22 protein-coding genes are annotated in these 26806 nt (G+C 59.9%); 14 read left to right on the top strand and 8 right to left on the bottom strand.

Annotation, left to right across the window (positions count from 1 at the left end; translation table 11 throughout):
- Nucleotides 1-139: 139 nt before the first annotated feature.
- From PVE98_RS20775 to PVE98_RS20765, 3 genes are read left to right on the top strand one after another with little or no spacing between them, the layout of a single operon-like run.
- Nucleotides 140-1189: an ABC transporter substrate-binding protein gene (locus tag PVE98_RS20775; RefSeq protein WP_096074037.1), complete on the top strand. Its 1050-nt coding sequence runs from the start codon at nt 140-142 to the stop codon at nt 1187-1189.
- Nucleotides 1190-1199: 10 nt separating this feature from the next.
- On the top strand, nt 1200-2204 hold the full coding sequence (locus PVE98_RS20770) for an ABC transporter permease (RefSeq protein WP_096074038.1): 1005 nt from the start codon (nt 1200-1202) through the stop codon (nt 2202-2204).
- Nucleotides 2205-2227: 23 nt separating this feature from the next.
- Complete coding sequence (locus tag PVE98_RS20765; protein ID WP_227741440.1) at nt 2228-3277, top strand: PLP-dependent cysteine synthase family protein; 1050 nt, start codon at nt 2228-2230, stop codon at nt 3275-3277.
- A 45-nt stretch (nt 3278-3322) separates the two neighbouring features.
- On the opposite strand, the gene PVE98_RS20760 is transcribed toward PVE98_RS20765, so the two are convergent.
- Nucleotides 3323-4381 (bottom strand): ABC transporter substrate-binding protein, encoded by a 1059-nt coding sequence (locus tag PVE98_RS20760; RefSeq protein ID WP_096074040.1) that lies wholly within the window; start codon nt 4379-4381, stop codon nt 3323-3325.
- A gap of 201 nt (nt 4382-4582) precedes the next feature.
- Here PVE98_RS20760 and PVE98_RS20755 point away from each other — a divergent pair, with 201 nt between their 5' ends.
- The 4 genes from PVE98_RS20755 (at nt 4583) to PVE98_RS20740 (ending at nt 8647) form a co-directional block, all read left to right on the top strand.
- Nucleotides 4583-5728: an acyl-CoA dehydrogenase gene (locus PVE98_RS20755; protein WP_096074041.1), complete on the top strand. Its 1146-nt coding sequence runs from the start codon at nt 4583-4585 to the stop codon at nt 5726-5728.
- A complete protein-coding gene (locus PVE98_RS20750; RefSeq protein WP_407568607.1) occupies nt 5728-6828 on the top strand; it encodes an LLM class flavin-dependent oxidoreductase in 1101 nt (366 codons plus the stop codon). The genes PVE98_RS20755 and PVE98_RS20750 overlap by 1 nt, the downstream gene beginning before the upstream one ends.
- A gap of 105 nt (nt 6829-6933) precedes the next feature.
- A complete protein-coding gene (locus tag PVE98_RS20745; protein WP_096074042.1) occupies nt 6934-7527 on the top strand; it encodes a hypothetical protein in 594 nt (197 codons plus the stop codon).
- 10 nt (nt 7528-7537) lie between these two features.
- A complete protein-coding gene (locus PVE98_RS20740) occupies nt 7538-8647 on the top strand; it encodes an XRE family transcriptional regulator (RefSeq protein WP_096074043.1) in 1110 nt (369 codons plus the stop codon).
- 107 nt (nt 8648-8754) lie between these two features.
- Here PVE98_RS20740 and fhuE read toward each other — a convergent pair whose 3' ends face one another.
- Nucleotides 8755-10920: a ferric-rhodotorulic acid/ferric-coprogen receptor FhuE gene (gene fhuE / locus PVE98_RS20735; protein ID WP_407568606.1), complete on the bottom strand. Its 2166-nt coding sequence runs from the start codon at nt 10918-10920 to the stop codon at nt 8755-8757.
- Nucleotides 10921-11990: 1070 nt separating this feature from the next.
- Between fhuE and PVE98_RS20730 the strand changes: the two genes are divergently transcribed.
- Nucleotides 11991-12392: an H-NS family nucleoid-associated regulatory protein gene (locus tag PVE98_RS20730; protein ID WP_033748500.1), complete on the top strand. Its 402-nt coding sequence runs from the start codon at nt 11991-11993 to the stop codon at nt 12390-12392.
- 67 nt (nt 12393-12459) lie between these two features.
- On the opposite strand, the gene PVE98_RS20725 is transcribed toward PVE98_RS20730, so the two are convergent.
- Nucleotides 12460-13761, bottom strand: coding sequence for an LLM class flavin-dependent oxidoreductase (locus tag PVE98_RS20725; RefSeq protein ID WP_096074045.1), 1302 nt, complete (start codon nt 13759-13761; stop codon nt 12460-12462).
- 39 nt (nt 13762-13800) lie between these two features.
- The gene (locus PVE98_RS20720) at nt 13801-14874 is read right to left on the bottom strand and encodes an iron-containing alcohol dehydrogenase family protein (protein ID WP_096074046.1); all 1074 of its coding nucleotides are present in this window, start codon (nt 14872-14874) and stop codon (nt 13801-13803) included.
- Between the two features lie 268 nt (nt 14875-15142).
- On the opposite strand from PVE98_RS20720, the gene PVE98_RS20715 reads away from it, so the two are divergent.
- The gene (locus tag PVE98_RS20715) at nt 15143-16444 is read left to right on the top strand and encodes an MmgE/PrpD family protein (protein ID WP_096074047.1); all 1302 of its coding nucleotides are present in this window, start codon (nt 15143-15145) and stop codon (nt 16442-16444) included.
- A gap of 10 nt (nt 16445-16454) precedes the next feature.
- Here the strand turns inward: PVE98_RS20715 and PVE98_RS20710 are convergent, their stop codons facing one another.
- From PVE98_RS20710 to PVE98_RS20695, 4 genes are read right to left on the bottom strand one after another with little or no spacing between them, the layout of a single operon-like run.
- Nucleotides 16455-18737 carry a molybdopterin-dependent oxidoreductase gene (locus PVE98_RS20710; protein WP_096074048.1) on the bottom strand — a complete coding sequence of 761 codons (2283 nt, stop codon included), beginning with the start codon at nt 18735-18737 and terminating at the stop codon, nt 16455-16457.
- A 24-nt stretch (nt 18738-18761) separates the two neighbouring features.
- Entirely contained in the window at nt 18762-19523 is a 762-nt protein-coding gene (locus PVE98_RS20705; protein WP_033748490.1) for an amino acid ABC transporter ATP-binding protein, read from the bottom strand.
- The gene (locus PVE98_RS20700) at nt 19516-20442 is read right to left on the bottom strand and encodes an amino acid ABC transporter permease (RefSeq protein ID WP_096074049.1); all 927 of its coding nucleotides are present in this window, start codon (nt 20440-20442) and stop codon (nt 19516-19518) included. Before PVE98_RS20700 ends, PVE98_RS20705 begins: the two co-directional genes overlap by 8 nt.
- Nucleotides 20439-21326: an ABC transporter substrate-binding protein gene (locus tag PVE98_RS20695; RefSeq protein WP_187143699.1), complete on the bottom strand. Its 888-nt coding sequence runs from the start codon at nt 21324-21326 to the stop codon at nt 20439-20441. The genes PVE98_RS20700 and PVE98_RS20695 overlap by 4 nt, the downstream gene beginning before the upstream one ends.
- Before the next feature lie 330 nt (nt 21327-21656).
- Here PVE98_RS20695 and PVE98_RS20690 point away from each other — a divergent pair, with 330 nt between their 5' ends.
- The 5 genes from PVE98_RS20690 to PVE98_RS20670 all read left to right on the top strand — a co-directional run bounded on the left by PVE98_RS20690 (nt 21657) and on the right by PVE98_RS20670 (nt 26673).
- Nucleotides 21657-23801: a TonB-dependent siderophore receptor gene (locus PVE98_RS20690; RefSeq protein ID WP_096074050.1), complete on the top strand. Its 2145-nt coding sequence runs from the start codon at nt 21657-21659 to the stop codon at nt 23799-23801.
- A gap of 233 nt (nt 23802-24034) precedes the next feature.
- The gene (locus PVE98_RS20685; RefSeq protein ID WP_033748479.1) at nt 24035-24238 is read left to right on the top strand and encodes a hypothetical protein; all 204 of its coding nucleotides are present in this window, start codon (nt 24035-24037) and stop codon (nt 24236-24238) included.
- A 185-nt stretch (nt 24239-24423) separates the two neighbouring features.
- Entirely contained in the window at nt 24424-25680 is a 1257-nt protein-coding gene (locus PVE98_RS20680) for a mechanosensitive ion channel family protein (protein ID WP_096074051.1), read from the top strand.
- A gap of 204 nt (nt 25681-25884) precedes the next feature.
- Entirely contained in the window at nt 25885-26070 is a 186-nt protein-coding gene (locus tag PVE98_RS20675; RefSeq protein ID WP_072010392.1) for a general stress protein, read from the top strand.
- Nucleotides 26071-26415: 345 nt separating this feature from the next.
- A complete protein-coding gene (locus tag PVE98_RS20670) occupies nt 26416-26673 on the top strand; it encodes a hypothetical protein (protein WP_033748473.1) in 258 nt (85 codons plus the stop codon).
- The last annotated feature ends 133 nt before the right edge of the window (nt 26674-26806 follow it).

The raw sequence follows: 26806 nt of genomic DNA, 5'->3' as shown, positions 1-26806 counted from the left end.
AATGAAATATGCCGATAGCGGTAATAGGTTTGCCCGTTCTTCATAATGAAATATCGCATGAGCACATGCGGGATTGTTATTTGGTGACGTCTGGCGCATGCGTTAGTTTCCAGGTAATTCACTAAAAGGGACAGGCGCTATGGCATTACATTCACTCTCGCTGAGCAGACGCACCGTACTGCGCGGCCTCGCCACGCTGGGTGCGGGAATCGGCTTAAGTCCGGTATTCACCAGTTCCGTGCTGGCGGAGGATCCGCCACTGAAAACCATCAAACTCGCCTGGGGACAAACCGCGGTCTGCCAGTCGCCCATCTCGGTGGCGCTGAAGCAGGGATTCTTTAAAAAATATGGCCTCAACGTCGAGCCGGTAAACTTCAGCGGCCCGACCGACGCGCTGTTGCAGGCGATCGCCACCGGTCAGGCGGACGGCGGCATCGGCATGGCGCTGCGCTGGCTCAAGCCGCTGGAGCAGGGATTCGACGTCGATCTCACTGTTGGCACCCACGGCGGCTGCATGCGTCTGCTGACGCCGGAAAACAGCAACATCCGTAGCGTAAAAGATCTGGTGGGCAAATCGGTGGCGGTGACCGACCAGGCGAGCCCAATCCGCAACTTTTTCGCCATTCAGCTGGCGAAACAGGGCATCGATCCCGATAAGGCGGTGAACTGGCTGCAGTATCCCGCCGATCTCTTCGGCGAGGCGCTGCGCAAAGGCGAAGTGCAGGCGCTGGCGACCGATGATCCGCAGGGCTGGCTGCTGAAGCAGCAGCACGGGCTGATAGAAGTAGACAATAACCTGAACGGCGAATATGCCCACCTGACCTGCTGCGTGCTGGGGCTGCGCGGCTCGCTGGTGCGCGACGATCCCAACACTGCGCAGGCGATCACCCAGGCGATTGTCGACGCGCAGCAGTGGACCGCCGACCATCCGGAGGAGACGGCGAAGATCTTCCAGCCGTTCGTGCCCGGCTCGGTGCCGGTCGAGTCCATCGCCGCGATGCTGAAAGAGCATACCCACAGCCACCACTCCACCGGGGCGCAGCTGCGCGGCGAAGTGGCGACCTACGTCAACGAGCTGAAAAAAATCAACGTGATCCGCCCGGACACCGACGCGCAGCAGTTTGCCGATCACTATGTGCCCGATCTGCTGCCGGATAACGGCCAGCATCACCATATGAAAATGAGTTAGGGAGAGCAGCATGGCCACAGATATTCTGACGTTGCGCCGCCGCGCCGAGTCGCGACGCCTCGAACCGGCGTTGTGGGGCGCGCTGCTGGCGTGGTGGGCGCTGGTGGCGCTGATGGTAGGCGTACCGGATAAGCCGCAGGGCTTCGCGACGCCGCGTTTCGTCAACGAGACCCACGAGCTGTTTATCGCGCTAGCGACGCTGCTTACCGCGCTGGTGCTCGGCTCCAGCGCCGCGCCCACGCTGAAGGCCTGGCAGCCGCTGAAGCGCAGCGGCCGCTGGCTGATTGCGCTGGCGCTGCTGATCGGCCTGTGGGAATACGTCACCGCCAAGCTGGCGCTGCTGCCCGCGCCCTTCTTCGCCCCGCCGCGTGCGCTGATCGAGGCTTACGCCACCGACTGGCCGCGCCTGCTCGACAGCGTGCTCAACTCGCTGCGCCTGCTGGCGTTCGGCTTTCTCTACGGCAGCGTCGTCGGCTTCATCACCGGCGTCGCCATCGGCTGGTCACGCGGGCTGGGCTACTGGGTGCATCCGATCCTGCGCTTTCTCGGCCCGGTGCCTTCAACGGCGCTGCTGCCCTTGTCGCTCTACTTTTTCCCCTCCAGCTTCGCCGCCGCCGTGTTTCTGATTGCGCTGGCGACCTGGTTCCCGGTCACGGTGCTCACCTGGTCAGGCGTCGCCAGCGTCGATAGCCGCTATTACGACGTGGCGCGCACCCTGGGGGCGAAATCGCTGTTTCTGGTGCTGCGCGTCGCGGTTCCCGCCTCGCTGCCGCACCTGTTCGTCGGGCTGTTTATGGGGTTAGGCGCCTCTTTTTCGGTGCTGGTGGCGGCGGAAATGATGGGCGTTAAATCGGGGCTGGGCTGGTATTTGCAGTGGGCGCAGGGCTGGGCGGCCTACGCCAATATGTATGCCGCGCTGATCGTGATGGCGGTGCTGTTCTCATCGCTGATCACCCTGCTGTTTCTGGTGCGCGACCGCACGCTCGCCTGGCAGCGCAACGCGGTGAAATGGTAACGCTTTCTCAAGAGGAGTCGCCTGTGGCTGCATCTATCTATAACTCTGTGACCGAACTCATTGGCCAAACGCCGCTGCTGCGCCTGTCGCGCTTTAGCGAGCGTCAGGGCGTGCGCGCCGAACTGCTCGGCAAGCTGGAACTCTTTAACCCTAACCACAGCGTCAAGGATCGCATCGCGCTGGCGATGATTGAACAGGCGGAGCGCGACGGCCTTATCAAGCCGGGTGACATCATCGCCGAAACCACCAGCGGCAACACCGGTATCGGCGTCGCCTCGATCGCGGCGGCCAAAGGCTATCGCTTTCGCGTCTATATCAACGATTTCGTCAGTATCGAGCGCAGCAAGATTATTCAGGCCTACGGCGCAGAGGTGGTGCCCTTCAGCACCGTGCCGGGCTTCGCCGACTACTACGAGGCCAGCGACGGCGACTTTGTCGCCGCCACGCGCTGGCTGGTGGCGCAGGTGGCCGAAGCCGAGCCGGACGTGCATTTTCTTCAGCAGCTACAGAACCCGGCGAACCCGCGCGTGCATGAGCTGACCACCGGTCCGGAAATCTGGCGCGATACCCAGGGCAAACTCGATATTTTCGTCGCCTCGGTAGGCACCGGCGGCACGCTCTCCGGCATTGGGCGCTATCTGAAAGCGCAGGATCCCGCCATTCAGGTGGTCGCCGTGGAACCAGGCATCGGCTCGCAGCCGAGCCCGCAGCATCCGGAACCGCTGGAGATTACCGGCGTCCACGCCTTCAGCGGCCAGCCGCCGGAGCGGATCCCGCCGAATCTGGATCCTCAGGTTTATGACGACGCGATCGCGGTGGAAACCTGGCAGGCGTATCAGGCTGCGCGCCAGTTCGCGCTGGCGGAAGGCATACTGGTCGGAGATTCGTCAGGCGCGGTGCTGTTTGCTGCGCAGCAGCTGGCGGCACGGCCGGAAAATCAGGGCAAGCGCATCGTTCTGCTGCTGGCCGACGGCGGCGTCAACTACCTCAGCACGCGCCTGTTCAGCCACGAGCACCCCGCGGAGAGCCTGAAAGAGGCGACGGCGGTGCAGACCTCGCAGCTACTGCTGTAAGAGAGACAGAGGAATAAAACGGCAGCCTCGGGCTGCCGAATTTTTTTACGCCAGCACGTTCGCAGTTATGCCTTTGGCGAACAGCAGCGGATCGGTTTCCGGGCGCAGCACCTTGATGGCCTTCAGGTCGCGCGCGTAGATATCGATCTCTTTCACAAAGGCGTCCCCTGAGGAATAGTGCCCGTGGGTATGGGTTTTCAGCACGCTGGCGATTTCGTCAGGATTGGTATTCAACGCCTTGCTGTTAAAGGCCTGTGCGATGACTTCGGGATGCTGCGCGGCATAGGCGTGGGCCTGCAAAATCGCGTGGGTAATCGCCGCGGCCACTTCAGGGCGATCGCGGATCAGGCTGCCGCGCGTGCCGATCACGCAGCAACTGAGGTTGGCATAGTCGTCGCTGAGGTTGGTGGCGACTTCCCGAAAGCCCGGTTGCTGCGTCAGACGCCACATCACCGGGTCGGAGCCGCTCGCCGCCTGAATCTCCCCTTTTTGCAGCACCATCGGCAGTAAGTCCTGCGGGAAAACGCGCCAGTCCACGTCACTATTGGGATCGACGTCGTGCCGCTTGAGCAGCAGCGAGAAGAAGTTTTTATCCGCGCCCGCCATATCGGTGACGCCGATGGTTTTGCCTTTCAGCGCCTGCAGCGAGGTCGGCCCGTCGTCGCGCGTCAGCAGCCGCATACAGCCACCGTGGGTGCCCGCCGTCAGCTTAACGTCAAAGCCCTGCTCCAGCGCCTTGAGCCAGCGCAGCGCCATGCCGACCGCCGCTTCCGCCTTGCCGGTGGCAATCGACTCCAGCAGCAGCTCGGTGGAGTTGCCGAAGTTAACGAACTCGACCTCCAGGTTGTGCGCTTTAAAGAACTGATGCTGATCCGCCACCACGACCGGCGCCAGACAGATGGCGTTGAGATTGACCGCCAGACGCACCGGCGTCGGCTGCGCCAGCGCCCATTTGCCCGCGCCGCCCTGCAGCAGATCGTGCGGCATCGACATGCCGGGCATGGCGTTATCCGCCCGGAGCGACGGCGAAAAGGCGCTGGCGGCAAACGCCGCGGCGGAATAATGCAAAAATTGCCGACGAGATAAAACGCTATTTACTGGCATGCTCTTTCCCCCGAATGAAATACCCTTTGCCGGAAATGAAATATCAAAGAAATATGACGACAGGGGCAGAGTAATGGGAAACAGAGGGGGCAACCAGCCTGTAAATTATGCCGATTCCGCATGTGGTTATCCGCTTTAATGCTTTTACTTCGCTAAGAGAAAAATAAAGAATCGACAATCCCCCTGAATAACTGAGGCAAGATGATGGCGCTTAGCGAATATCTTCACGAGCTGCTGCCGGTGATTAGCCAGACGCTGGCGAGCAGCGCGGCGGAGGTGGACAGACGTGGCGAATTTCCCACGGCCAATTTCGCGCTGCTGCGCCAGCACGGCCTGCTCAGTTTCGCGCTGCCTGCGTCTGCGGGCGGCGGCGGCGCGGATCTGGCGGCGTGCCGCGCGGCGATCGCCGCGGTGGCGCAGGGCGAACCTTCTACCGCGCTTATCCTGATTATGCAGTACTTGAACGCCCGTCGGCTCGGCGACGACGCCAGCTGGCCCGCCGACGTGCGCCGCCAGGTGGCGCAGAGCATCGCGCAGCATGGGGCGCTAATTAACGCGCTGCGCGTCGAGCCGGAGCTGGGCACGCCCGCGCGCGGCGGCCTGCCCGCCACCACCGCGCGACGCGCCGCCGACGGCTGGCGCATCAGCGGCGAAAAAATCTACTCCACCGGCAGTGTCGGACTGAGCTGGTTTCTGGTCTGGGGCCGCAGCGACGACGCGGATCCGCTGGTCGGCGCCTGGCTGGTGCCCGCTTCCGCGCCCGGCATCCGCATTGAAGAGGAGTGGGATCATCTGGGCATGCGCGCCACCTGCAGCCACCGCGTGGTGCTGGAGGAGGTCTGGGTGCCGCTGGAGAATGCGGTCAACGTCAGCCGCTGGAGCACGCCGTGTCCGGCGCTCAACGACGAAGAGAACCTGTGGATGGCGGTACTGCTGGGCACGCTCTATGACGCGGTGGCGCGCGCGGCGCAGCGTGAATTCATCCGCTTTCTGCAGCAGCGCGTGCCCGCCAACCTGGGCCAGCCGCTGGCGAGCCTGCCGCGCTTTCAGGAGCTGACGGGCCGCATCGAAACCCTGCTGTTTACCAGCCGCACGCTGCTCGACAGTGCGGCAGCTGGCCAGATCGCCGCAGCCGACGCGGCGAAAGTGAAACAGGTCACTATCGATAACGCCATTCGCAGCGTGCAGCTGATGGTCGAGCATATCGGCAATCACGCGCTGACGCGCGCCAACCCGCTCGAACGCCACCTGCGCAACGTACTGTGCGGCCGGATCCATATGCCGCAGGACGATGTTATTTTCACCGCCGCCGGCAAAGCGGCCCTTTTATCCGACAGGAGTGAATGATGACGCTGGAATTTATTGGTCTGGTAGGCGCGCATGAGGCGAGCGAGTCCGACGCCGGCAACGGTCAGGTGGTGGATCTGCCCTTTATCAAAGCCTTTGCCCAGACGCAGGCGTATGCGGGTTTTGACAAAGTGCTGCTGCCGGTAAATACCCGCGCGCCAGATTCGATGATTATCGCCAGCTACGTGGCGGCGTTCACCGATAAGCTCGGCCTGCTGGTGGCGCATCGGCCCGGCTTTCAGGCGCCGACCTTCGCAGCGCGCCAGTTCGCGACGCTGGACCAGCTCAGCCAGGGGCGTGCGGCGATCAACGTGATTACCGGCGGCGACAGCGGCGATCTGCAGCGCGACGGCGACTTTCTCGATAAAGAGAGCCGCTATGCGCGCAGCGGCGAATATCTGGAGATTATGAAGCAGGTATGGACGTCGCCGCAGCCGTTCAGCTTTGAGGGCGATTTCTATCAGGTGCGGGACAACTTTACCGAGGTGAAGCCGTACCAGAAACCGCGCGTGCCGATTTACTTTTCCGGCGCGTCGGATGCGGCGGTAGAGATTGCTGCGCGCCATGCCGACGTTTATATGATGTGGGGCGAGCCGCTGGAGCAGGTGAAAGAGCGAATCGCCCAGGTGCGCGCGGCGGCGCAGAAATATGGCCGCGAGGATCAGATTCGCTTTAGCCTGTCGCTGCGCCCGGTGCTGGGCACGACCGATGAAGAGGCATGGCAGCGCGCCGACCATCTGCTCGCGCAGGCGCAGGCGAGGCTCGGCGGCCAGGCGATCCAGCCCGACAGCAATACCGGCTCGCAGCGGCTATATCAGCTGGCGACGGCGCGCAAGGTCTACGACAGCTGCCTGTGGACCGGCATCGCCGCCCTTTCCGGCGCGGCGGGCAACTCCACCTCGCTGGTCGGCGCGCCGGAGACGGTAGCCGAGGCGGCGCTGGAATATTACAAGCTCGGCGTCACCACCTTCCTGTTCCGCGGCTTCGATCAGCTGCGCGACGCGGCGGATTATGGGCGGTTGCTGCTGCCGACGATCCGCGAGCGCGTCGCGGCGTATGATGCAGCGCGCGTCGGCATTAACTTACAGCATCATAAATAACCCTCTGACGCGTCGTGCATCCCAAAAATGATTGACAAATCTGCCTTTGTGCACCAACACCCCGATTGACAAATCCCTCGAATTGCAATTTGAAGGAATATTAAAATGCAAACTCACCCTTACCCCTGGCTTTTTTATCCTGAACTTTCTGAAGAACGTCTTTCACTTATTGCCGAAGAGCTGCTTAAGGTACTCGATATGACCTGGCAGCAACTCTCTTCACCGCTGGATGATAACTACACTCGCGGAACCTGTACGTTTGGCCGACAGCGACAAATGCTTATCGCTCTTTGTCTGAGTGGTAAGCATAATTGGCTGCAGCTGACCCATCCGGGAATGGATGTGACGTTCAATATTGAAAATATTCCGGTGCGCTTTTTCGCAGACGATCCGGACAATCCCAAAAAGCCCGGTTTTTTTCGCAGGAATGAAGTGGACCAGCTCTTTGAGCCTCAGCTGACCACGCCTACGCTGCATCGTTTTGTGGTTGAGAAGCCAGAATTTGAGGGTGAAGGCGCGCGAGTGCATTTCATTGGCACTAATGCGCTGGATGAAATTGTTTCAAAATGGACCTTTGGAGAAGGACGTGTGCCGCCGCTGCATGCGATGGGCGATACCCCGCCCGCATCCGTTCCCATTGTCCTGGATCCTATCCGGGCACCGACCCGCGATAAGCAAAGGCCATCAGATAATAAGTAACAGGTGAAACGTGTTTAACGGTTCGAATTTACGACTGGCTCGTCTGTATCACGAGCTGTCGCTGGAGCAAGTGGCTGAGCGAGTCAGCAAGACTCGCCAGTACATACAGCGGCTGGAAACCGGCATTGCTGTCCCTACTCCCGTACTGGCAAAAGAATTAGCCGTCGCTTTAAAGGTGACGCCTGAATTCTTTCGCCTACAGGAGCCGCAACGCGTCAACGAAGAGCTGGTGCACTTTCGTAAACGGGAAGGCACGCGAGTGTCAACGCGGCTTTCAACGCTGGCAAAGGCCGAGCTTTACGGCCGTTTGATAACCCTTCTCGATCGGCAACTGGAACTGCCTCCCGTCTGTTTTCAGGAGATTACCGCCCATACCCCGGAAGAGATTGAGAGTGCGGCTGAAAAATGCCGTGTCGACTGGGGGCTGGGATTGGGGCCGATTGATAATGTGACGCGTCTGGCCGAAAAGCTCGGCGCTTTTGTTACCTCGTTTGATTCCCTTTCCGATGAGGTAGACGCATTGTCTGTGCCGCTCGAACGCCCGTTTATCGTCAGAAACAGAGCGAAGAAATCAGCCTGTCGTCAGCGCTTCGATATAGCGCATGAAATTGCGCATCTGATTCTGCATCGCGGGGTAACGACCGGCGATCGTGCGACAGAATCTCAGGCGAACCGCTTTGCTTCAGCGCTTTTGCTTCCTCGTTCGGCTATGGCAAGCTTCTTTCCGCCGCCGGTCGGAGGACGCATCAACTGGAAAGGATTAAGCGAATTCAAGCTAACCTGGAAGGTCAGCAAAGCGGCGATCGTCTACAGAGCGCATCAGCTCGGTTTATTAACAGACGCACAGTACAAAACGGCTTTTACCGCATTGAAACGCAAAGGCGAAGCGATAGATGAAAAGGAAGATAGTTTGATCGTCAGCGAGAAGCCGGAGTTTTTGCCCAGCGCTCTGAACTTTCTTTATGAGAATATGAATGTTGATAAAGCAGCGGTTGCGCAGGCGTTGGCAATAACCCCCTGTTTACTGGATGAGCTTACTGAAGTCGCTGCTCCTGAAGGCGACATTCGTTTTAGCGGGAATGTCGTTTATTTAAGCGGCTATATCAAAAACATCCCTTAATTTGCCTCTCTGTTCAGCTAGCCTGGCGATGTCATCGCTTTGAAGCAAAAACGGCGGGTACAGCCTGAGCTGTCCCGCCGTGGTTTTTTTACTCGCTGAAAGTCCACTCAGAACCGATAGGTCGCCGATACCGAGAAGTTACGCGGCGCGCCATAGACGTTATAGGCGCCGACCCAGGTGTCGTACTCTTTGTCGAACAGGTTATTCAGGTTGGCCTGCAGCGACAGGTTTTTATTCACCTCATAACGAGCAAAGAGATCCACCAGCGCATAGCTGCCCTGCTTCGCGTGCCAGGTGCCGTTGCCTTCCGGCGCGCCAACGTCCTGCCAGGTGTGCGTCTGCCAGTTTACGCCGCCGCCGAGCGTCAGCTGATCCAGCATCGGCAGGCGATAGCTGGTAAAGAGATTAAAGGTGGTGCGCGGCAGCTGCGAGTTATAGGCGTTGCCGTCGCGATCTTCCGCCAGATAGGTGGTGCCGCCAAATGTCATCTGCCAGTTGTCGGTGAGCGCGCCGTTCAGCTCAAACTCCACGCCGCGGCTGACCACGCCATCCTTCGCCTCGTAGGCGGTGCTCTGCGAGCCCGGAATAACCTGGCCGGTATCTACCCCAACATTATCCAGCTCGGTGCGGAACACGGAGAGCGTGGTGGTCAGACGGCTGTTGAGCCAGTCGGACTTCACGCCCACCTCGTAGTTTTTCCCGATCACCGGGGAGAGGAAGGCGCCGCTGCTGTCGCGGTAGTCCTGCGGCTGGAACACCGAGGTGTAGCTGGCGTAGGCGGACCAGTTCTCGGCGAAGTCGTAAATCAGCCCGCCGTACGGCGTGGTGTTATTCTTCTCCAGCTCTTCCCCGGAGGCCAGCGTCTGACGATTCCAGTTGGTGTAGCGCGCGCCCAGGATCAGATGCAGCGGATCGGCGAGCGAAATGCGCGTCGCGAGGTAGACCGCTTTCTGCCGCACAGTGGTGCTGTCCGCCGTTAGCTCACGCGGGCCCCAGTCGGTCTCCGGGAAGTTGCCGTTATAGTCGTTGTAGTTGCCCAGCTCGTCCGCCGAAATATTGGCCCAGGAGCTGTAATACTTATTGTCCTGACGGCTGTAGTTAACGCCGATCATCAGCTCATGCTGACGACCCAGCAGCTCATAGGGGCCGCTGGCGAAAGCGTCTACCGCATCCACCTTGCGCTTGCCGGTGTTGTAGCCGGTGCCGCCCACTACCGGATAGTTGGCGTACTGCGAGACGCCGAGGCCGGTGGTTTTATCAAAGTAGCCGTCGAGGTAGAGCTGCTTGCTGTCGAGGTACATCTCGTTATGCGTACCGTTCAGCGTGATGTTCCAGCCGTTGTCGAAATCCTGCTTCAGGTTCACGAACAGCTTTTTGTTCTCTTGATCGTTATAGGCCCACTCCGGCGCGGTGTTGAAACCGCGGCGGGTATGAATCTGCGTGCCGTCGGTGTACCAGCGCGGCGTGCCGCTCCACATCGTCGAGTCGGTATTGACCTGCGAGAACTCATAGCCCACCGAGAGGGTGGTAGAGTCGGTCAGATCGGCGTCAACCACGCCGTAGACAAACTGCTTAGTCGCGCCGTAGCGCTCGATAAAGCTGTTTTTGTCGTCATAGCCCGCTACCAGGCGGCCGCGCACGCTGCCGTCGCTGTTGAGCGGCGTCGAGAGATCGGCGACGTAGCGCTGCTTGCCCCAGCTGCCGTAGGTCGCGGAGACGCTGCCGGTGAATTCTTTGCTGTCGGCGTGCTTGCGCACCATGTTGATAGCGGCCGACGGGTTGCCCGGCCCGGTCAGCAGACCGGTCGCGCCGCGCACCACTTCGACCCGCTCGTAGAGCGCCATATCAGACTTGGCGTCGCCCAGGTTCCAGTTTGAGGCGAAGGTGGTCGGAATACCGTCGACCATAAAGTTGTCGATGGGAAAGCCGCGCGAATAATAAGTAATGCGATCCATATCGGGACTGACGGCGGTGATCGCCGTGGTGTTGTGCAGCACGTCATTCAGCGACTGCAGCTGCTGATCTTCCATGCGCTGCTTGCTGACGACAGTGACCGACTGCGGAATATCGCGCGCGGTCAGCGCCATTTTGGTGCCAGCGCGCGTAATCGGCACGCTGTAATCGCGCGCGTCCTGCTGCCCGGTGCTGCTGGCGCTGGCCTCGACGACAAGCGTCTGTCCGCTGGAGGCGGCCGTATCGGCAGCATGGGCGCTCTGCGCGACGCTGGCGGCGATTAGCACGGCCAGCAGCAAGCGTTGCAGAGGGTGTTTCATGGCGCTGGCGCAATCGCCTGCGCGGTTTTCCCTGACGCGCTGAACATCAAAAGACATCACTCTTCCTCTTTTTTCATTATTGGGTATGGCTGCCACTGGTTGCCGGATCGACTCGCCTGTCCGGCCGCAGGACGCTGTCCTGACGTGATGCTGTAATAAAGCAAATGAGAAATATACGCATTGCTATTATCATTGCAAGCAATTGTTAATAAATGCTGCAAAAGTTCATCAGCCAGGAATCGGCAGAAAAACACTGATTAATAAGAGGTTTATGAAGTAAATCTGCGTAAGCACGGCGTAACTACTGGAATTTACAGGAAAGTCAGGCGGCAACTGACCCGGCAGACTCTGGGCGCGCAGGCCGCAACCTGAGGCGAGATGACCAAATAAAGCGGTTTCGCCGCTTAGCTCGCGATGCTGGGAATCTATGACGGTTCCATAACCGACGCGATGGCTGGAAAGAACAGAGGCCTTATTAATTCGCTAATTGTCGGCTGATTAATATAAGGGCGCCTCTGCGACCGAAGAAAATTTATTCCAGATTATGAAATAGTGAAACAACGCGAGCTTTTTAAGCGGGAAAATAGTTCCGCACGTCACTACCGCCGCGTTACGCTAAATAGCCGCTGACGCTTGCAAGAGGTAAATATTGCAAAAGTTAATGATAACGCTGTGCAAAGAGTGGCCGTTTTAATAGGTTTATAACTTGTATTCGCTGATAAATTTGGCGCCATTGTACAGATCACCTGTAAAATAGCGGGGAGATATGGCGATGCAGGTGAGTTAAACTGCCAGTTATCAGCAGGATAAGAGCTGTTACGTTTAAAAATAAACGTAAGGCCGCAGCTCGATCGCCTTAACGGCAACCGCGCGAAAACTATTCATCGCCCTCCCTGCTTTCCGCTGCGTTATATTTGTGCTTGTTTTTTTATGCTAATACATTAACCCGGGCGAGGTAGCAATTGGCTATCAATTTAATGATACTCTCTGTGCTTTAGCTTATTTCCTTTATCTACTTTTTACCGTAAACTGCGCGCTTTACATATTTTGATTCGTTAAGGGTTATATCCATGAGTGATGCGCTGAAAGCATTGAATAATCTTCGTACGCTGCGCGTTCAGGCACGAGAAATTGAGCTCGACGTGTTAAACGAGATGCTCGAAAAGTTCTCTGTCGTTGTCGCAGAACGCCGTGAAGAAGTGAATGCTGAACAAGCCGCGCAAAAAGAAAAAGCGGAGAAGCTGGCGTTGTATAAAGAGATGCTGATGAAAGACGGCATCGATATTTCCGATCTGGCCGACCTGGCGCAGAACGAAAGCAAACCCAAAGCGAAACGCGCGCCGCGCCCGGCAAAATATAAGTTCACGGATGAAACCGGCGAAACCAAATTCTGGACCGGTCAGGGCCGCACGCCTTCGCCGATTAAAAAAGTGCTGGATGCAGGCGGCTCGCTCGACGAGTTCCTGATCTAATAAGAAAGGCGCTGATATCAGCGCCTTTTTTTATTTCTGCATTGCGGCTTTCTGCGCGGCAGCCAGGTCAGACCGTTGGCAGACCAAGGTTCTCACGTAGCGTGGCGTAGGCATAGTCGGTCGGGAACAGGCCGCGACGACGCAGTTCCGGGATCACCAGCTCCACAAACAGATCCAGCTGCTCCGGCATAATGGCCGGCATAATATTAAAGCCGTCTGCGCCGCCCTGCTCCAGCCAGAGCTGGAAGTCGTCGGCGATATCCTCTGCGGTACCGACAATAACCCGGTGCCCGCGCGAGCCCGCCGCGATCGCCGCCAGTTCGCGCAGCGTCAGGTTCTCGCGCTTCGCCATATCGGTCATTAGCTTCACGCGGCTCTGGTTGCCCTCGCCCAGCGGCACTTCCGGCACCGGGCCATCCAGCGGATAGCTGGAGAGATCCATGCTAAAGCGCAGCGAAAGCTGTTTCAGCCCGTTGTCGATATCCACCAGCGTGTTCAGCTCTTTCCACAGCGCTTTCGCCTCTTCACGCGTGCGGCCGACAATCGGCATCACGCCCGGCATGATCACCACGTGAGCCGGGTTGCGGCCTGCGGCTGCGACCTGCGCCTTCTGCGACTGATAAAACGCCTGCGCCTCTTCCAGACTGGCGGCGGCGGTAAAGACCACTTCGGCGGTTTCGGCGGCGAGCTGCTGCCCGTCGGCGGAAGATCCCGCTTCGATAATCACCGGACGCCCCTGCGGGGAGCGGGTGATATTCAGCGGACCCTGCACCTGGAAATGCTCGCCGACGTGGTTGATCGGGTTGATCTTTTCGTTAACGAAATACTGGCCCGATGCCGGATCTGGCTCTACCGCGCCCTCTTCCCAGCCTTCCCATAGTTTACTGGTCACCTGCAGAAATTCGCGCGCGCGCGCATAGCGCTCGGCGTGGTTCGGCATATCGTCGCGGCTGAAGTTTTTCGCCACGTCGGCGGAGAACGACGTCACCACATTCCAGGCGGCGCGGCCGCGGCTGATATGATCCAGCGAGGAGAAGGTGCGCGCCATGGTGAAGGGATCGCTGAAGGTGGTCGACGCGGTGGCGGCCAGCCCGATACGGCGGGTATTGACCGCTACCGCCGACAGCATGGTCAGCGGCTCGAGGCGCGCCATGGTAGAGGGCAGACGATACATGCTGGTCGCCAGCGCGTCGCCGACGAAAAAGAGATCGAAACGTCCCGCTTCCGCTTTCTGCGCCAGGCGAATCAGCCAGTCGATATCGGTCGGCGCCCCCAGCTCTTCGGTCAGGCGCCAGCCGCTCACGTGATGCCCTACCGGCTGAACGAAAAGACCAAGACGCAGATGATTTTTTGCAGATGAACTGTCCATATTATTTCCCTGATTAAAGTAAGAGCCGTCTTTGGGCGGCTATGAAAAATGGTCGGTGGCGATAAGCGCCTGTTCCAGCGCCGCCGACGAAACGTCAAACGGCAGACGCGCCGCGCTGGCTGCCGGAAAACGCACTTCAGCGGCCAGACGATGCAGCGCCGCCGCGCGATCGCCTGCCAGCACGGGCAGCTTCAGCGGGGCGTCGAAGCGGCGCAGCAGCGCCACCAGCGCCGGGTCCGGTTCGCCGTTGCCCTGCTCCATAAAAGACTGAACCAACAGGCTGTAACCGACTTTTTCGCCGTGCAGCCAGGGGTGCAGCTCCGGCAGTCCGGTCAGGCGATTATGGATGGCGTGGGCGTAGCCCGGCGTCGGTAGAGTATCGCGCATACTGTTGGCCAGTCCAGCCAGCACGATATTCGCGTCGATGATACGCTCCAGCGCAAAGGTCACCTGGCGTTGCCGGTTGGCCGCTACCGCCTCGTCGCCCCACTGCCGATAGGCGTCCACCGCGCGCTGCGCCGCCATGACCTTCAAATCGAGCGCCAGGCTGTCGGGATTGTGGCGCTGATAGGGACGAAACTCATACCACTTGGCCAGCGCATCGACGATGCCCGCTTTCAGGTAGCGCACATCGCTGCGGGCGATGATTTCGCTGTCCACCAGCACCAGCGCCGGCATATTGCGCAGCGGCTGGCTGCGCAGATGCGCGCCCTGCGCGTTATAGACGATCGCCACCGGCGACCAGGCGGCGCAGGTGGCGGCCAGCGTGGCAAAGTTGATCACCGCAACCTTATCCAGCCCGTCGCCCGCCGCTTTGGCGCAGTCCAGCACGCGCCCGCCGCCGACGGCGAGAATCGCCTCCGCGCCCTGCTGCGCCGTATTCGCCTGAAGCTGGCTAATCGCCTCGTCGGTGCATTCGCCGTCGAGCAGCTCCAGCTGCCAGCGGATTCCCTGCCTCTCGAGGCTTTCGGTGAGTTCAGGATTCACCGCCTGCCAGGCGCGCGGCGAGGAGAGAATGCGAAGATGGGTAGCGATGGGACGAATATGTTCTCCGGCCCGCGCGCGGATCCCGGCCTGCTGTAGATAGGCTTGCGGCGATTTGATGGCTAACACGGCTTATCCTGCTGTGGGTCTGCTGCCCGCTAAAAAGGTCGGGTAAACAGAGAGTTAATAAGGTTGCTCATGCGCGTGGCGTATGCAGGGCATAGTACGACAAACGCTAATTTAAGCAACGCCTTATGCGGCCTCGCCTCTTCACAAATTCGCATTAGCTTAGCGATATTTCAGATATAGACAGCGGCGCCTTTGTTGCTACCCTCTGGGTTCTGCTTTTTATTTCGGAGATGTCGATGCATTTTTTCCGTTATCTGGCGGCGACGCCGTGAGCCTGACCGCGCAGCTCAGCCAGCCGATCCGCCTGTCACAGCCCAATGACGCCGCGCGCCAGCGCGCGCGCCAGGGGGTGCAGGATTTTCTCGCCGTAAGCTGGCCGATACTCAACCAACAGGCACCGGACAGCGGCTTGCCGCTGCTGAAAACGATTTATGGCGATGGCGGGCCCGCGTCGCGCGCGCTGCTGCTCGGCTACGCCGCGCACGCGCTCGACTATGACGATTTTCACGCCGACTTTCGCGGCCATCCCAGCGTGGTGATCCTGCCTGCGCTGCTGGCGTGGGCGGCGGAGAACAAGGCGTTTGACGCGGCGCGCTTTCTGGACGCCTTTATCATCGGCGTAGAGATGGCCGGCCGGCTCGGCCTGGCGATGACGCAAAGCCACTACATGCTCGGCTACCACAATACCGCATCGCTCGGCACGCTGGCCGCCGCCGCGGCACTGGCGCGCTTTAGCGGCGCGGACGCGCGCCAGACCGCGGTGCTGCTCGGCATCGCCGCTACCGAAGCGAGCGGCCTGCGCGCCCAGTTCGGCTCGGCGGTGAAGCCGCTGCATGCCGGTTTCGCCGCCGAGCGCGCGGTGCGCGCCGCGCAGCTGGCGCTGGCGGGGTTCGACGGACAGCCGGAGGGTGTGCTCGAGGCCTTTATTTCGCTGGGCAGCGCGCGTGAGGCGCAGCCTGAAAAGCTGCTGGAAAACTGGGGCGCGCCCTGGCGCATCGTCACGCCGGGCCTGGAGTTCAAACCCTTCGCCACCTGCGCCGGCACGCATAGCGCGGCGGAGGCGACGCGTGAGATCCGCCAGCGCTGGAGCGGTTCGACACCAGAGCTGCTGAGCGCTATCGATCGCATAACCGTGGCCTTTCCGCCCGGCGGCGATATCGCCGCCTCGGTGCGCCAGCCGAAAAACGGTATCGAGGCGCGTTTTAGCCTGGAATATGTCATCGCCGCCATGCTGATTTACGGCGACCTGCGCATGGCTGACTTTGCCGAAGGCGAAGTCAATCCGCAGATTATGGCGCTGGCGGCGAAGGTAACGCGCCAGCCCGACCAGCATGCGCCGCCGGATGCCATCAATCCCGGGTTGCGCTTCCATGAGGTGACGCTGTTTCTCAACGACGGCACGCTGCTGCGCCAGCGGCGCACCCGTCAGCAGTCGCTGGCGACGCCGGTGGACGTCGCAGGCAAGCTGCGCGCGGCGCTGGACGGGCAGCCCGCGCTGCTGGCCTGCAGCGCGCTGCGCGATGATGAGGATTTACGCCGCCTGGCGCAGACGCTGATCGCCGCGCTGTAGCGTCCGGCGCTTAGCCTTGCGGCGGCGTAAAGGCGGCGACCGGCGGCGCGGCGCCGATATATTTTCTGACGTTCACCACGGCAATCTGGCCGGTGCAGCCCTGCGCCAGCGCCGAGGTGCCGATATCCTGCGTCAGCACGTTGGGGTTGCCGTGACGGCAGAGCGGTCGCGCCGCGGCGGGATCGACCGGATCGTACCAGGCGCCGGTCGGCAGCCGCACCACGCCGGGCCTGATCGCCTCGGTGAGCGCGGCGCTCGCCAGCAGATGCCCGCGCGCGTTATAAAGCTCAATGATGTCGTTATCGGCGATGCTCAGCCGCTGCGCGTCCAGCGGATGCAGGCTGCAAACCTCACGCCCGTTGCGCTTGCCGCTGCGGCTGTAGTCGCCGAAATCGAGCTGGCTATGCAGGCGCGTCGCTGGCTGGTTGGCGATCAGCCAGAAAGGATAGTTTGCGCAGGGCTGCTCGCGCGGCGCGCGCCAGACCGGATGGCCGGGACAATCCTCATAGCCGAAACCGGCGATGACCTCGGAAGCGATCTGAATCTTTCCGGTGGGCGTCGGCAGCGGATGGGCCGCCGGATCGGCGCGAAACGCGTTCATCATGCGGCCGCCATCCTGCAGCTGCGGCAGCGTCACCACGCCTTCCCGCCAGAAGGCGGCGAAATCGGGCAGCCCTACCTGATGCGCCGCCAGCTTCTCCTGCAGCTGCGCATAAAGATGTTCAAGCCAGCCGCGCGCGTCGCGCCCTTCGGTAAACGCCGCCTCTCGTCCCAGGCGCCGCGCCAGCTCGCTGAAAATCTGGTAATCGTCCCGCGCCTCGCCGTACGGGGCCGCCACCGGCTGCATGGCGATAAGATGGCGGTCGGTCGGCGCCCCGCCGACATCTTCGCGCTCCAGCGTCATAGTGGCGGGCAGCACGATATCCGCGTGCCGCGCGGTGGCAGTCCAGGCGCTCTCATGGACGATCAGCGTATCAAGACGGCAAAAGGCGTGCCGCAGCCGCGCCAGATCCTGATGATGATGAAACGGGTTACCGCCTGCCCAGTAGGCCAGCCGAATGTCGGGATAGGTAAGATGGCGGCCGTTATAGTGAAATTTTTCGCCGGGATGCAGCAGCATATCGGCGATGCGCGCTACCGGAATAAAGCGATCGATGCCGTTTTTACCCTGTGGCAGCGCCGGAAAACTCGCCAGATTATGGTGTTTGCCGTAGTGCCCCAGCGCGCCGAGCGCATAGGTAAAGCCGCCGCCTGGCAGGCCTGGCTGCCCCAGCGCGGCCGCCAGCGTCAGTCCCAGCCAGACCGGCTGCTCGCCATGCTGCGCGCGCTGCAGGGCGTGCGCCACGGTTATCACTACGCGCTTGCCGTGCAGCGCATGCGCCAGCGCGCGGATCTGCGCCGCGGGCAGGCCGCAGAGATCGGCGGCCCAGTCGGCATCGCGCGTAATGCCGTCTTCTTCGCCCAGCAGATAGGCTTTGAGCGTCGTCCAGCCGTGGGTATAGCGCGCCAGAAAGTCGTCGGCGGTCAGGCCCTGCGTGGTCAGCTCATGCAGCAGCGCGAGCATCAGGGCCGCGTCGCTGCCGGGGATCAGCGGTAGCCATTCGCCGCCTGCTTCATCAGGTAGATCGCTTTTCAGCGGGCTAACGGAGATAAAACGCGTGCCGCGTCGGGCGGCGCGCTGCATAAAGCTGCGCTCGGTGTGCTCGCTAAGGCCGCCGCTCGCCACCTGAGAATTTTTGAGCGCCAGTCCGCCGAACGCCAGCACCACCTCACTGTGCTCAGCGATCGACTCCCAGCTGACGCCGCGCCGCGCAATCTCGTTCATATCGCCGACGATATGCGGCAGCAGCACCGAGGCCGCGCCGGAGCTGTAGCTGTTGACCGAGCGCACATAGCCGCCCAGCACAGTATTCAGAAAGCGGTGCACCTGACTTTGCGCATGGTGAAAGCGTCCGGCGCTCGACCAGCCGTAAGATCCGCCGAAAATGCCGGCCGGCCCATAGCGCTCCCCGACGCGCCGCAGCTCGTCTGCCACCCGCGCGTACGCCTCTTCCCAGCTTACCGCCACGTAGCTGTCCAGGCCGCGACGCGCGTCGGGACCCGGCCCGTTCTCCAGCCAGCCGCGCCGTATCATCGGGCGCGCCACGCGCGCCGGATGCGCAAGCGCGTTGTGCAGATTCGCCAGCAGCGGGCTGGGATCGGGGTCGGCGCTGAAGGGGGTAATCGTCAGGCTGTCGCCGTCGCGGCGCGCGCGAAATGCGCCCCAGTGGGCGCTGTGCATACTGTCGGTCATGATCGTCCTGCGGAGAAATGGCGCTCAGAGCACCGTTGCGATGAAGTTTCGCACGCGTCCGTTGTTGGGATCGTCAAGCACCTGCTGCGTCGGCCCGGCGGCAACGATCCGGCCGCTTTCCATAAACACCAGAGTGTCGGCGATTTCACGCGCGAAGCCGATCTCGTGCGTAACGATCACCATGGTGATGCCGGAGTGCGCCAGCTGCTTAATCACCTGCAGCACCTCGCCCACCAGTTCGGGATCGAGCGCGGAAGTCGGCTCGTCAAACAGCAGCACGCCGGGATCCATTGCCAGCGCGCGGGCGATAGCGACGCGCTGCTGCTGTCCGCCCGACAAATTTTGCGGCCACTCCTCTTCGCGACCCGCCAGCCCGACCTGCTGCAGCAGCGCGCGCGCTTTTTCCAGCGCCTGTTGGCGCGGCGCTTTTTTCACGCGTATCGGTGCGTCGGCGATGTTTTGCAGCACCGTGCGATGAGGAAAGAGATTGAACTGCTGAAACACCATGCCGATGTCGCGGCGCTGGCGCGCCACCTCGCCGCTGCTCAGCTCATGCAGCGCCTGCCCTTTCTGTCGGTATCCCACCAGCTCGCCGCCGATGCGGATGGTGCCGCCGTCCAGCTTTTCCAGGTGGTTGATGCAGCGCAGCAGCGTCGATTTGCCCGAGCCGGACGGCCCGAGGATCACCGTCACCGAACCGGCGGGAATATCCAGATCGACCTCGTCAAGAACGGTGACGCCGGAAAAGCGTTTGGTCACGTTACGCAGAGCAATTGCCTCAGCCATTGGTGATACTCCTTTCGCTGCGCGTCGGCGTAAAGCCGTTGAGCAGGCTGCGCCACAGGGTGCGCGACTGACCGCGCGACACGCCGCGCGAGAAATAGCGTTCGACATAGAACTGCCCGACCGACAACACCGAGGTCATCAGCAGATACCAGAGCGTCGCCACCAGCAGCAGCGGGATCACTTCATAGGTGCGCTGATAGATGATCTGCGCGGAAAAGAGCACATCCTGCAGCGAGATCACCGACACCACCGCCGTGGTTTTTAGCTGGCCGATCACCTCATTGCCTGCCGGCGGCAGAATGGCGCGCATCGCCTGCGGCAGGATGGTGAAGCGGAATATCTGCGCCGGCCGATAGCCGAGCGCGCGCGCCGCCTCAAGCTGTCCGTTGCCAACGCTCTGGATGCCGGCGCGCACGATCTCCGCCGCGTAGGCGGACTGGTGCATCACCAGCGCGATAACGGCAGCGCTGAACGGGCTGACCAGCGCGTTGGACTGGGCGCTCCAGAGTTCGCCGACGCCCGGCAGCGACAGGGAGAGCGTAGGATAGAGTGCGGCGATGTTGTACCAGAGAAACAGCTGCACCAGCATCGGCACGCCGCGAAAAAACCAGGTATAGGCCCAGCTTACCGCCACCAGTACCGGATTCGAGGAGAGGCGCATCAGCGCCAGCACCGTGCCGAAGGCGAACCCCAGCACCACCGAAATTGCCGTCAGCTGCAGGGTCATTAAAACGCCCTGCAGAATCGACGCTTCGGTAAAGTTGTCGGCGATAACGCCCCATTCGAAGCGTGGGTTATTGATCATCGAGTGGGCCATCGCCACTACGCACAGCAGCACCAGCAGCGCGCTCAGCCAGCGGCCATAGTAGCGTTTGCCGACGATGCGCAGCTCGTCAGCGCGATGCGGTTCCGGGTTCACTGGAAGATCTCCTGATTACGTTTCGCCTCTTTCACCGCGCCGAAGCCGATCTCCCAGCGATCGAGGATCTTCTGGTAGCTGCCGTCTTTGATCAGCGAATTGAGCGCCGCCTGTACTGCGGGCTCCAGCGGTGAATCTTTCGGGAACGCCACGGAAACCGGGGCATCGTTGACGCTGATCTCGCCGCTCATGGTCAGCGGTTTGATCAGCTTCACCTGCCAGGTGAGCCCTTCGTAAGGCCCGAAGAACATCGGCACGCGTCCGCTGACAACCGCCTGCACGCCAGCAGGACGATCCGGGAAAACGGCGATTTTAATCGGCGGTTTGCCTGCGCTTTCGCAGGCTTTGCTCGCCTCTTCCAGTCGGGTGATCTGCGTGGTGCCCGCCCCCGCGCCGACCTCTTTGCCGCAGACCGCGTCGAAGGTGGTGAACGGCGCGATACTGGCGCTTTTCAGAGAGATAATGCCGAGGCGGCTGGCGTTGTAGTAGCCGACGAAATCGACCTGCTTCAGGCGCGCCTGAGTGGCGTTGATATTGGAGAGCGCCACATCGTAGCGGCCGGTTTTCAGGCCGGGAATGATATTGTCGAAGCCGCCGGTGTCGCGCCACTGTACCGCGACGCCCAACCGTTCGCCGACGGCGTTCATCACGTCGATTTCGCGTCCGGCCAGGGTTTTATTGTCTTCTTTATAGAAGGTGGTCGGCGGCGTATTGGGATTAGTCCCGGCGACAATATAGCCGCGCTGCAGAATAGCGGCAGGCACCAGGCTTTTCAGCGCGGGATCGGCTTGCACATGCAGCGAGCTGTCGGTGGGCACCGAGGTGTCGGCGGCCATCGCGCCCTGCGCGGCCAGAGCGAGAGCAATAAGGGTGACACGTTGCATGAGTTTCACGGGGACCTTTCTCCTGATCAAATAAAATCCCTTGCGGGAAAAGTGGATATGTATCCAAACGGCCAGACGGCTTCATTCTCAAGGAGGAGAGGCTGGCTTAACAAATGCGAAAAAACGCTAAGCATTGCCGTAACAAGCATTAGCGTGACGTATAGGCCGTTTCTTAACCCATTGTGTAGGAATGTAAATATGCTGACACCAACTATACAATGAGAATCATTATCACTATCATGCGCATTTACTTACACTCATTAACGTATCAGGGAGAAAGTTTAAGTGAATGTAACGGTAGATTTCAGAAAGCGCCCTTGCGCCCTGCTGATGGTTGGCATGTTGAGCGCCACCGGCGTAGGCGCGGCGGAAGAGACAGAAAAGCTGGCCGACGACGAGACGATGCTGGTCACCGCCGAGCAGATCCTCAAGCAGCAGCCCGGCGTCTCCACCATTACCGCCAAAGATATTGAAAAAAGCCCGCCGGTGAACGACCTCTCCGACATCATCCGTAAAATGCCCGGCGTCAATCTAACCGGCAACGGCGCCAGCGGCAGCCGCGGCAACAACCGCCAGATCGATATTCGCGGCATGGGCCCGGAAAATACCCTCATCCTGATTGACGGCGTGCCGGTTTCCTCGCGCAACGCGGTGCGCTACAGCTGGCGCGGCGAACGCGATTCGCGCGGCGACAGCAACTGGGTGCCGCCGGAAATGGTTGAGCGTATCGAGGTAATCCGCGGCCCGGCGGCGGCGCGCTACGGCTCCGGCGCGGCGGGCGGCGTGGTGAATATCATTACCAAGCGGCCGACCAACGACTGGCACGGGTCGCTCTCGCTGTTTACCAACCAGCCCGAAGACAGCAAAGAGGGTGCGACCAAACGCGCCAACTTCAGCCTGAGCGGGCCGCTGGCGGGCGACGCACTGACTATGCGCCTCTATGGCAACATCAATAAAACCGACGCCGACGCCTGGGACATTAATACCGCGCAGAACGGCTCCTATGCCGCGGGTCGCGAAGGCGTACGTAATAAAGATATCAACGGCGTGCTCTCCTGGAAGTTAACCCCAGAGCAGATCCTTGATTTCTCATACGGCTACAGCCGCCAGGGCAATATCTACGCGGGCGACACGCAAAACAGCAACGGCAATAACAGCGCCAACGGCCTGGTCGAATCGCTGGTCGGCAGCGAAACCAACCGTCTTTACCGCCAGTCTTATGGCCTGGCGCACAACGGCATCTGGGACTGGGGCCTGTCGAAGCTGACGTTCAACTACGAAAAAACCAATAACACGCGCCTGCAGGAAGGCTCCGGCGGCAGCGTGGAGGGAATGATCAACAGCGATAAATTCGCCACCAGCCGACTGGAGAGCTACCGCGGCAACGCGGAGATTAACTTCCCGCTCGACTGGCTGCGCGACCAGACGGTAACGCTGGGCGCGGAGTGGAACCATGACAAGCTGAACGATCCCGCCTCGATGCAGGCCGCCAACCAGGCGGGCGTCAATATCGGCGGCGTCAGCGGCAACGCGGCGGATCGCAGCAGCAAGAACAGCGCCACCCTCAGCTCGCTCTACTTCGAGGATAATATTGCCGCGACCGACTCGACCGAGATCATTCCCGGCATCCGCTTCGACTACCACAACAGCTTTGGCGCCAACTGGAGCCCGAGTCTCAACCTGTCGCAGGATCTGGGAGACTACTTTACGCTTAAGGCGGGTATCGCTCGCGCCTTCAAAGCGCCGAACCTCTATCAGTCCACCGAAGGCTATCTGCTTTCCACGCGCGGCAACGGCTGTCCGAAAGATATCGCGTCAGGCAGCTGTTATCTGCTGGGCAGCGACGATCTTGAGCCGGAAGTGAGCGTGAATAAAGAGCTGGGCATTGAGTTCACCCATCAAGGCTATGTGGCGGGCATCACCTGGTTCCGCAACGATTATAAAAACAAGATTGTCTCTGGCCGCGAGCGGGTAGGCATCGCCTCTAACGGCTATAACATTCTGCGCTGGGAAAATGGCGGCAAAGCGGTGGTCGAAGGGCTGGAAGGCAACCTGACGGTGCCGCTGATCGCCGATACGCTGGAGTGGCGCAGCAACGCCACCTATATGCTGAAGTCGGAAGATAAAGAGACCGGTAATCCACTGTCGATTATTCCCAAGTACACCATCAACTCGCAGCTTGAGTGGCAGATGACGCGCGACCTTTCCGGCAATATCAACTGGACGATGTACGGCCGCCAGAAGCCGCGCGAGTTTTCCGAATCGCGGCTGGAGGTGAACAATCTGTCGCAGCGTGAGGTTGGCGCCTACTCGGTGCTGGGCCTTAACCTTAATTACGACCTGACGAAAAACCTGCGCGCCAACGCGGGCGTCAGCAATCTGCTCGATAAGCGGCTCTATCGCGAGAACGCGGGCGCGTCGACCTATAACGAGCCCGGTCGCGCCTGGTACGCCGGCGTGACGTACAACTTCTGACCGGCCCTGCCGCCGCCGTTGCGCGACGCATTTGCGCGACGGCGGACAGGCGGTGAAAGATTGCTGATTTAACCTGATGTAAAGCGAGGCGCGTGGGGTTATGATGCTGCCGCTGCGGGTCATGCGTCGTCACACTCCGCCGCGCCTTGCGGGAAAAAGCAGACAGATGCACAGGCGCGGGTTTCGACGCCAGGCTACGCTGAATAAACCCGTAATTCAGGAGAGTAAAGCCCGTGAAATTTGAAAATCAGGATGCGTTTAAACTGGCGGTGGCTTATATGGAGCGTAAAGAGAATGTCACCGGCATTACCGTCTACTTTAAATCCTTTATCGAGACCTACCAGAAATTCGATCGCTGGCTGAGCGCTGCCGATCCGGTGCAGGCTGTCGAAGAGGAGAAAAAAGCCGCTAAAGCCAATCCCGATTCTCTGCTCTGACGCCCCGCGCGGCGGGATAAGACGGTCGGCTTGCTCAGTCTTAACCCGTCGTTCTGGCGCCCCTCGCCCGGCTTCGTCTGGGCGTTGTCCTCTTGCCGCTGTTCCTTAACGACGCATTCGTCGCTTATCATCCGCCTCTGTTTTATGCTTAACTTTCGCTCTACCTTTTTCAGTACGTGGTAAAAATGCACTATTTTAACGAATTAATGGGCTTTATTGAGGGGAACGTCGCGCTTTCCGCCACCTTCAATATTCTTCTGCTGGTTCTCGCCGGCATGGTTGCGCATCTTGTCTGCAAATTCTTCGTGGTCAAAGTGGTGCGCAAAGTCTTTTTCAGCGCCCATAAAAGCGACGTGCCGCTGGATAAGGATGTCAGGATATCGGAGAAGCTCTCCAACTTTATTCCGGTTATCACCGTCTATTATTTACTGCAGTTCATGCCTGAACTGCCCGAGCATCTGCAAATCGCCATCCGGACCCTGTGCGGCATTCTGTTCTTCGTCTATCTCTCACTCTTTTTTAATGAAGTGCTGGAGATCGTCAACAACTCCTATTCGAAAAAATCGAAGCGTAAAAATCATTCGATTAAAGGCTATATTCAGGTCGGCAAAATCCTGGTGCATATTTTATCGGCGATTATGATCCTGGCGATCATGTCGAATAAATCGCCGGTGATTATTATTTCCAGCCTGGGTGCGGCGGCGGCGGTATTAATGCTGGTTTTTCAGCATACGCTGCTGTCGCTGGTGGCCAATATTCAGGTCTCTTCCAACGACGTGCTGCAGCTCGGCGACTGGATAGAGATGCCGGATAAAAATCTCAGCGGCGAAGTCACCGATATCGCTCTGCATACCATTACTATCCGCAACTGGGATAACACCATCTCCCGCATTCCCACCAAAAATTTCCTGACGGAAACCTACACCAACTGGCAGGCGATGTTTTCGTCGGGCGCGCGGCGCATTATGCGCAGCTTTTATCTCGACCTCGATTCGGTCACCTTTGTGAATCAGGAAATGTTGCAGTCGATGACCCAGCTGCGCGGCGTCAGCGAACCGCTTTCGGTGCTGCTCGACGGGCGCGACATCAGCGCCGTGGGCGATCGCTGGTTTATTGAAAACGGCATGACCAATCTCACCGTGTTCCGCCACTACCTTACCGCCTGGCTGGCGCAGCGCGATGATATTCGCAAGGATATGTATATCGTGGTGCGCGCGCTCAAACCCTCGCCGGACGGACTGCCAATCGAGGTCTACTGTTTTACCTCGTCGACGCTGTGGGCCGACTATGAAAATTCGCAGTCGGCGATTTTCGAGTATATCTACGCCGTCGCCGGGATCTTTTCGCTGCGCATTTATCAGCACCCTTCCGGCTCCGATTTCTGGCGTCTTTCGCGCGATCGCGCGCAGGCGTCAGAGGAAAACCGCTCGCCTTTCGCCTGAACAGGTGAGGTTTTTCAGACAGGCTCACCTTGTTTCTTTATGCCGCTGCGCGCAGCGGCACGCCTGGCCTCTGGAATTAACTTCGCGAAGAATAAGCACCTTTTGCTGAGACATAGCCTTGCTCTTAAGCCCGGCGCCGGGCTACGCTTAAAAGGTGACTAGCTAGTCCTTTTATCTCATGGAACATTGATAGGAGTTCTACCTATGACACAACAGAAATACAGAGGTGGCGCTGGTAATTTTGCTAACGATCCGGATCGAGCAAAAGAAGCGGGCAGCGCAGGAGGCAAAGCCAGCGGAGGCAATTTCAGAAACAATCCTGACAGAGCCAGGGAAGCCGGTCGGAAAGGTGGTCAAAAAAGCCGTCGTCCGCCGAGTAATTCTGAGTAAGGTACCTTTAGGAATGTTGTTCGCCATGGAATGGCGGTTTGCTTTATCTCTTCGCCGCGCATAAAAAAGGCCGCCTGAGGCGACCTGACAAAATACGCGTGCCCCACCCGGCGCTTATCTCCGGCACTCGCAATGGCTTAGCTCTTGAAAGGGCATAAGAATAGTCTCATAAAAACCGCCACAGGCTTTAACTTTTCTTGCGCATGGTATTATTAGCTTGCTAACAAACATTGCGACGCGTGCGGTTCGCTTCTGTTTCTTTCGCGCCCCTCTCCTTTTTAAAGCTACACTAAGGTTATCGCTGGCGTTTTTGCCACGCGGTTTTCCCCTAATGAGGTCAAGCTTATGCCGTCCGGACAGTTCTATATTCTCGATAAGCCTGAACTTTCTTTTAGCTGCAATTATCATCTCGATAGCGTTGCCGATCGCGCATTCGAGTCGCGCATGCTGCTTGAGATCCAGAAAGAAAACCAGCCGGTCGAGGTGTTCGCGCCGCTTAGCATCGGTCAGGATATGGTTTTCGTATCGCCCAGCGGCGAAGCGAAGAACCTCTATTTGATCAGCGAAACCGATACCCACTTTATTTTTTCTTCTCGCGCCTGAGGGCGCGCCCGTTTTCTGCCGCTTAGTACGCCAGCCTATCTTCGCGCTGGCGTGATTGCCCTGAACAAGGCATTGCCGCATCAGGTTTCATTTGCGGTGTCTAATCAAACGCGATTCATCTATACTTTTGGGG

The organism is Pantoea sp. GABEPS69 (assembly GCF_045780835.1).
Taxonomy (GTDB): domain Bacteria; phylum Pseudomonadota; class Gammaproteobacteria; order Enterobacterales; family Enterobacteriaceae; genus Pantoea; species Pantoea septica.
This window is presented reverse-complemented; position numbering and strand designations above follow the sequence as displayed.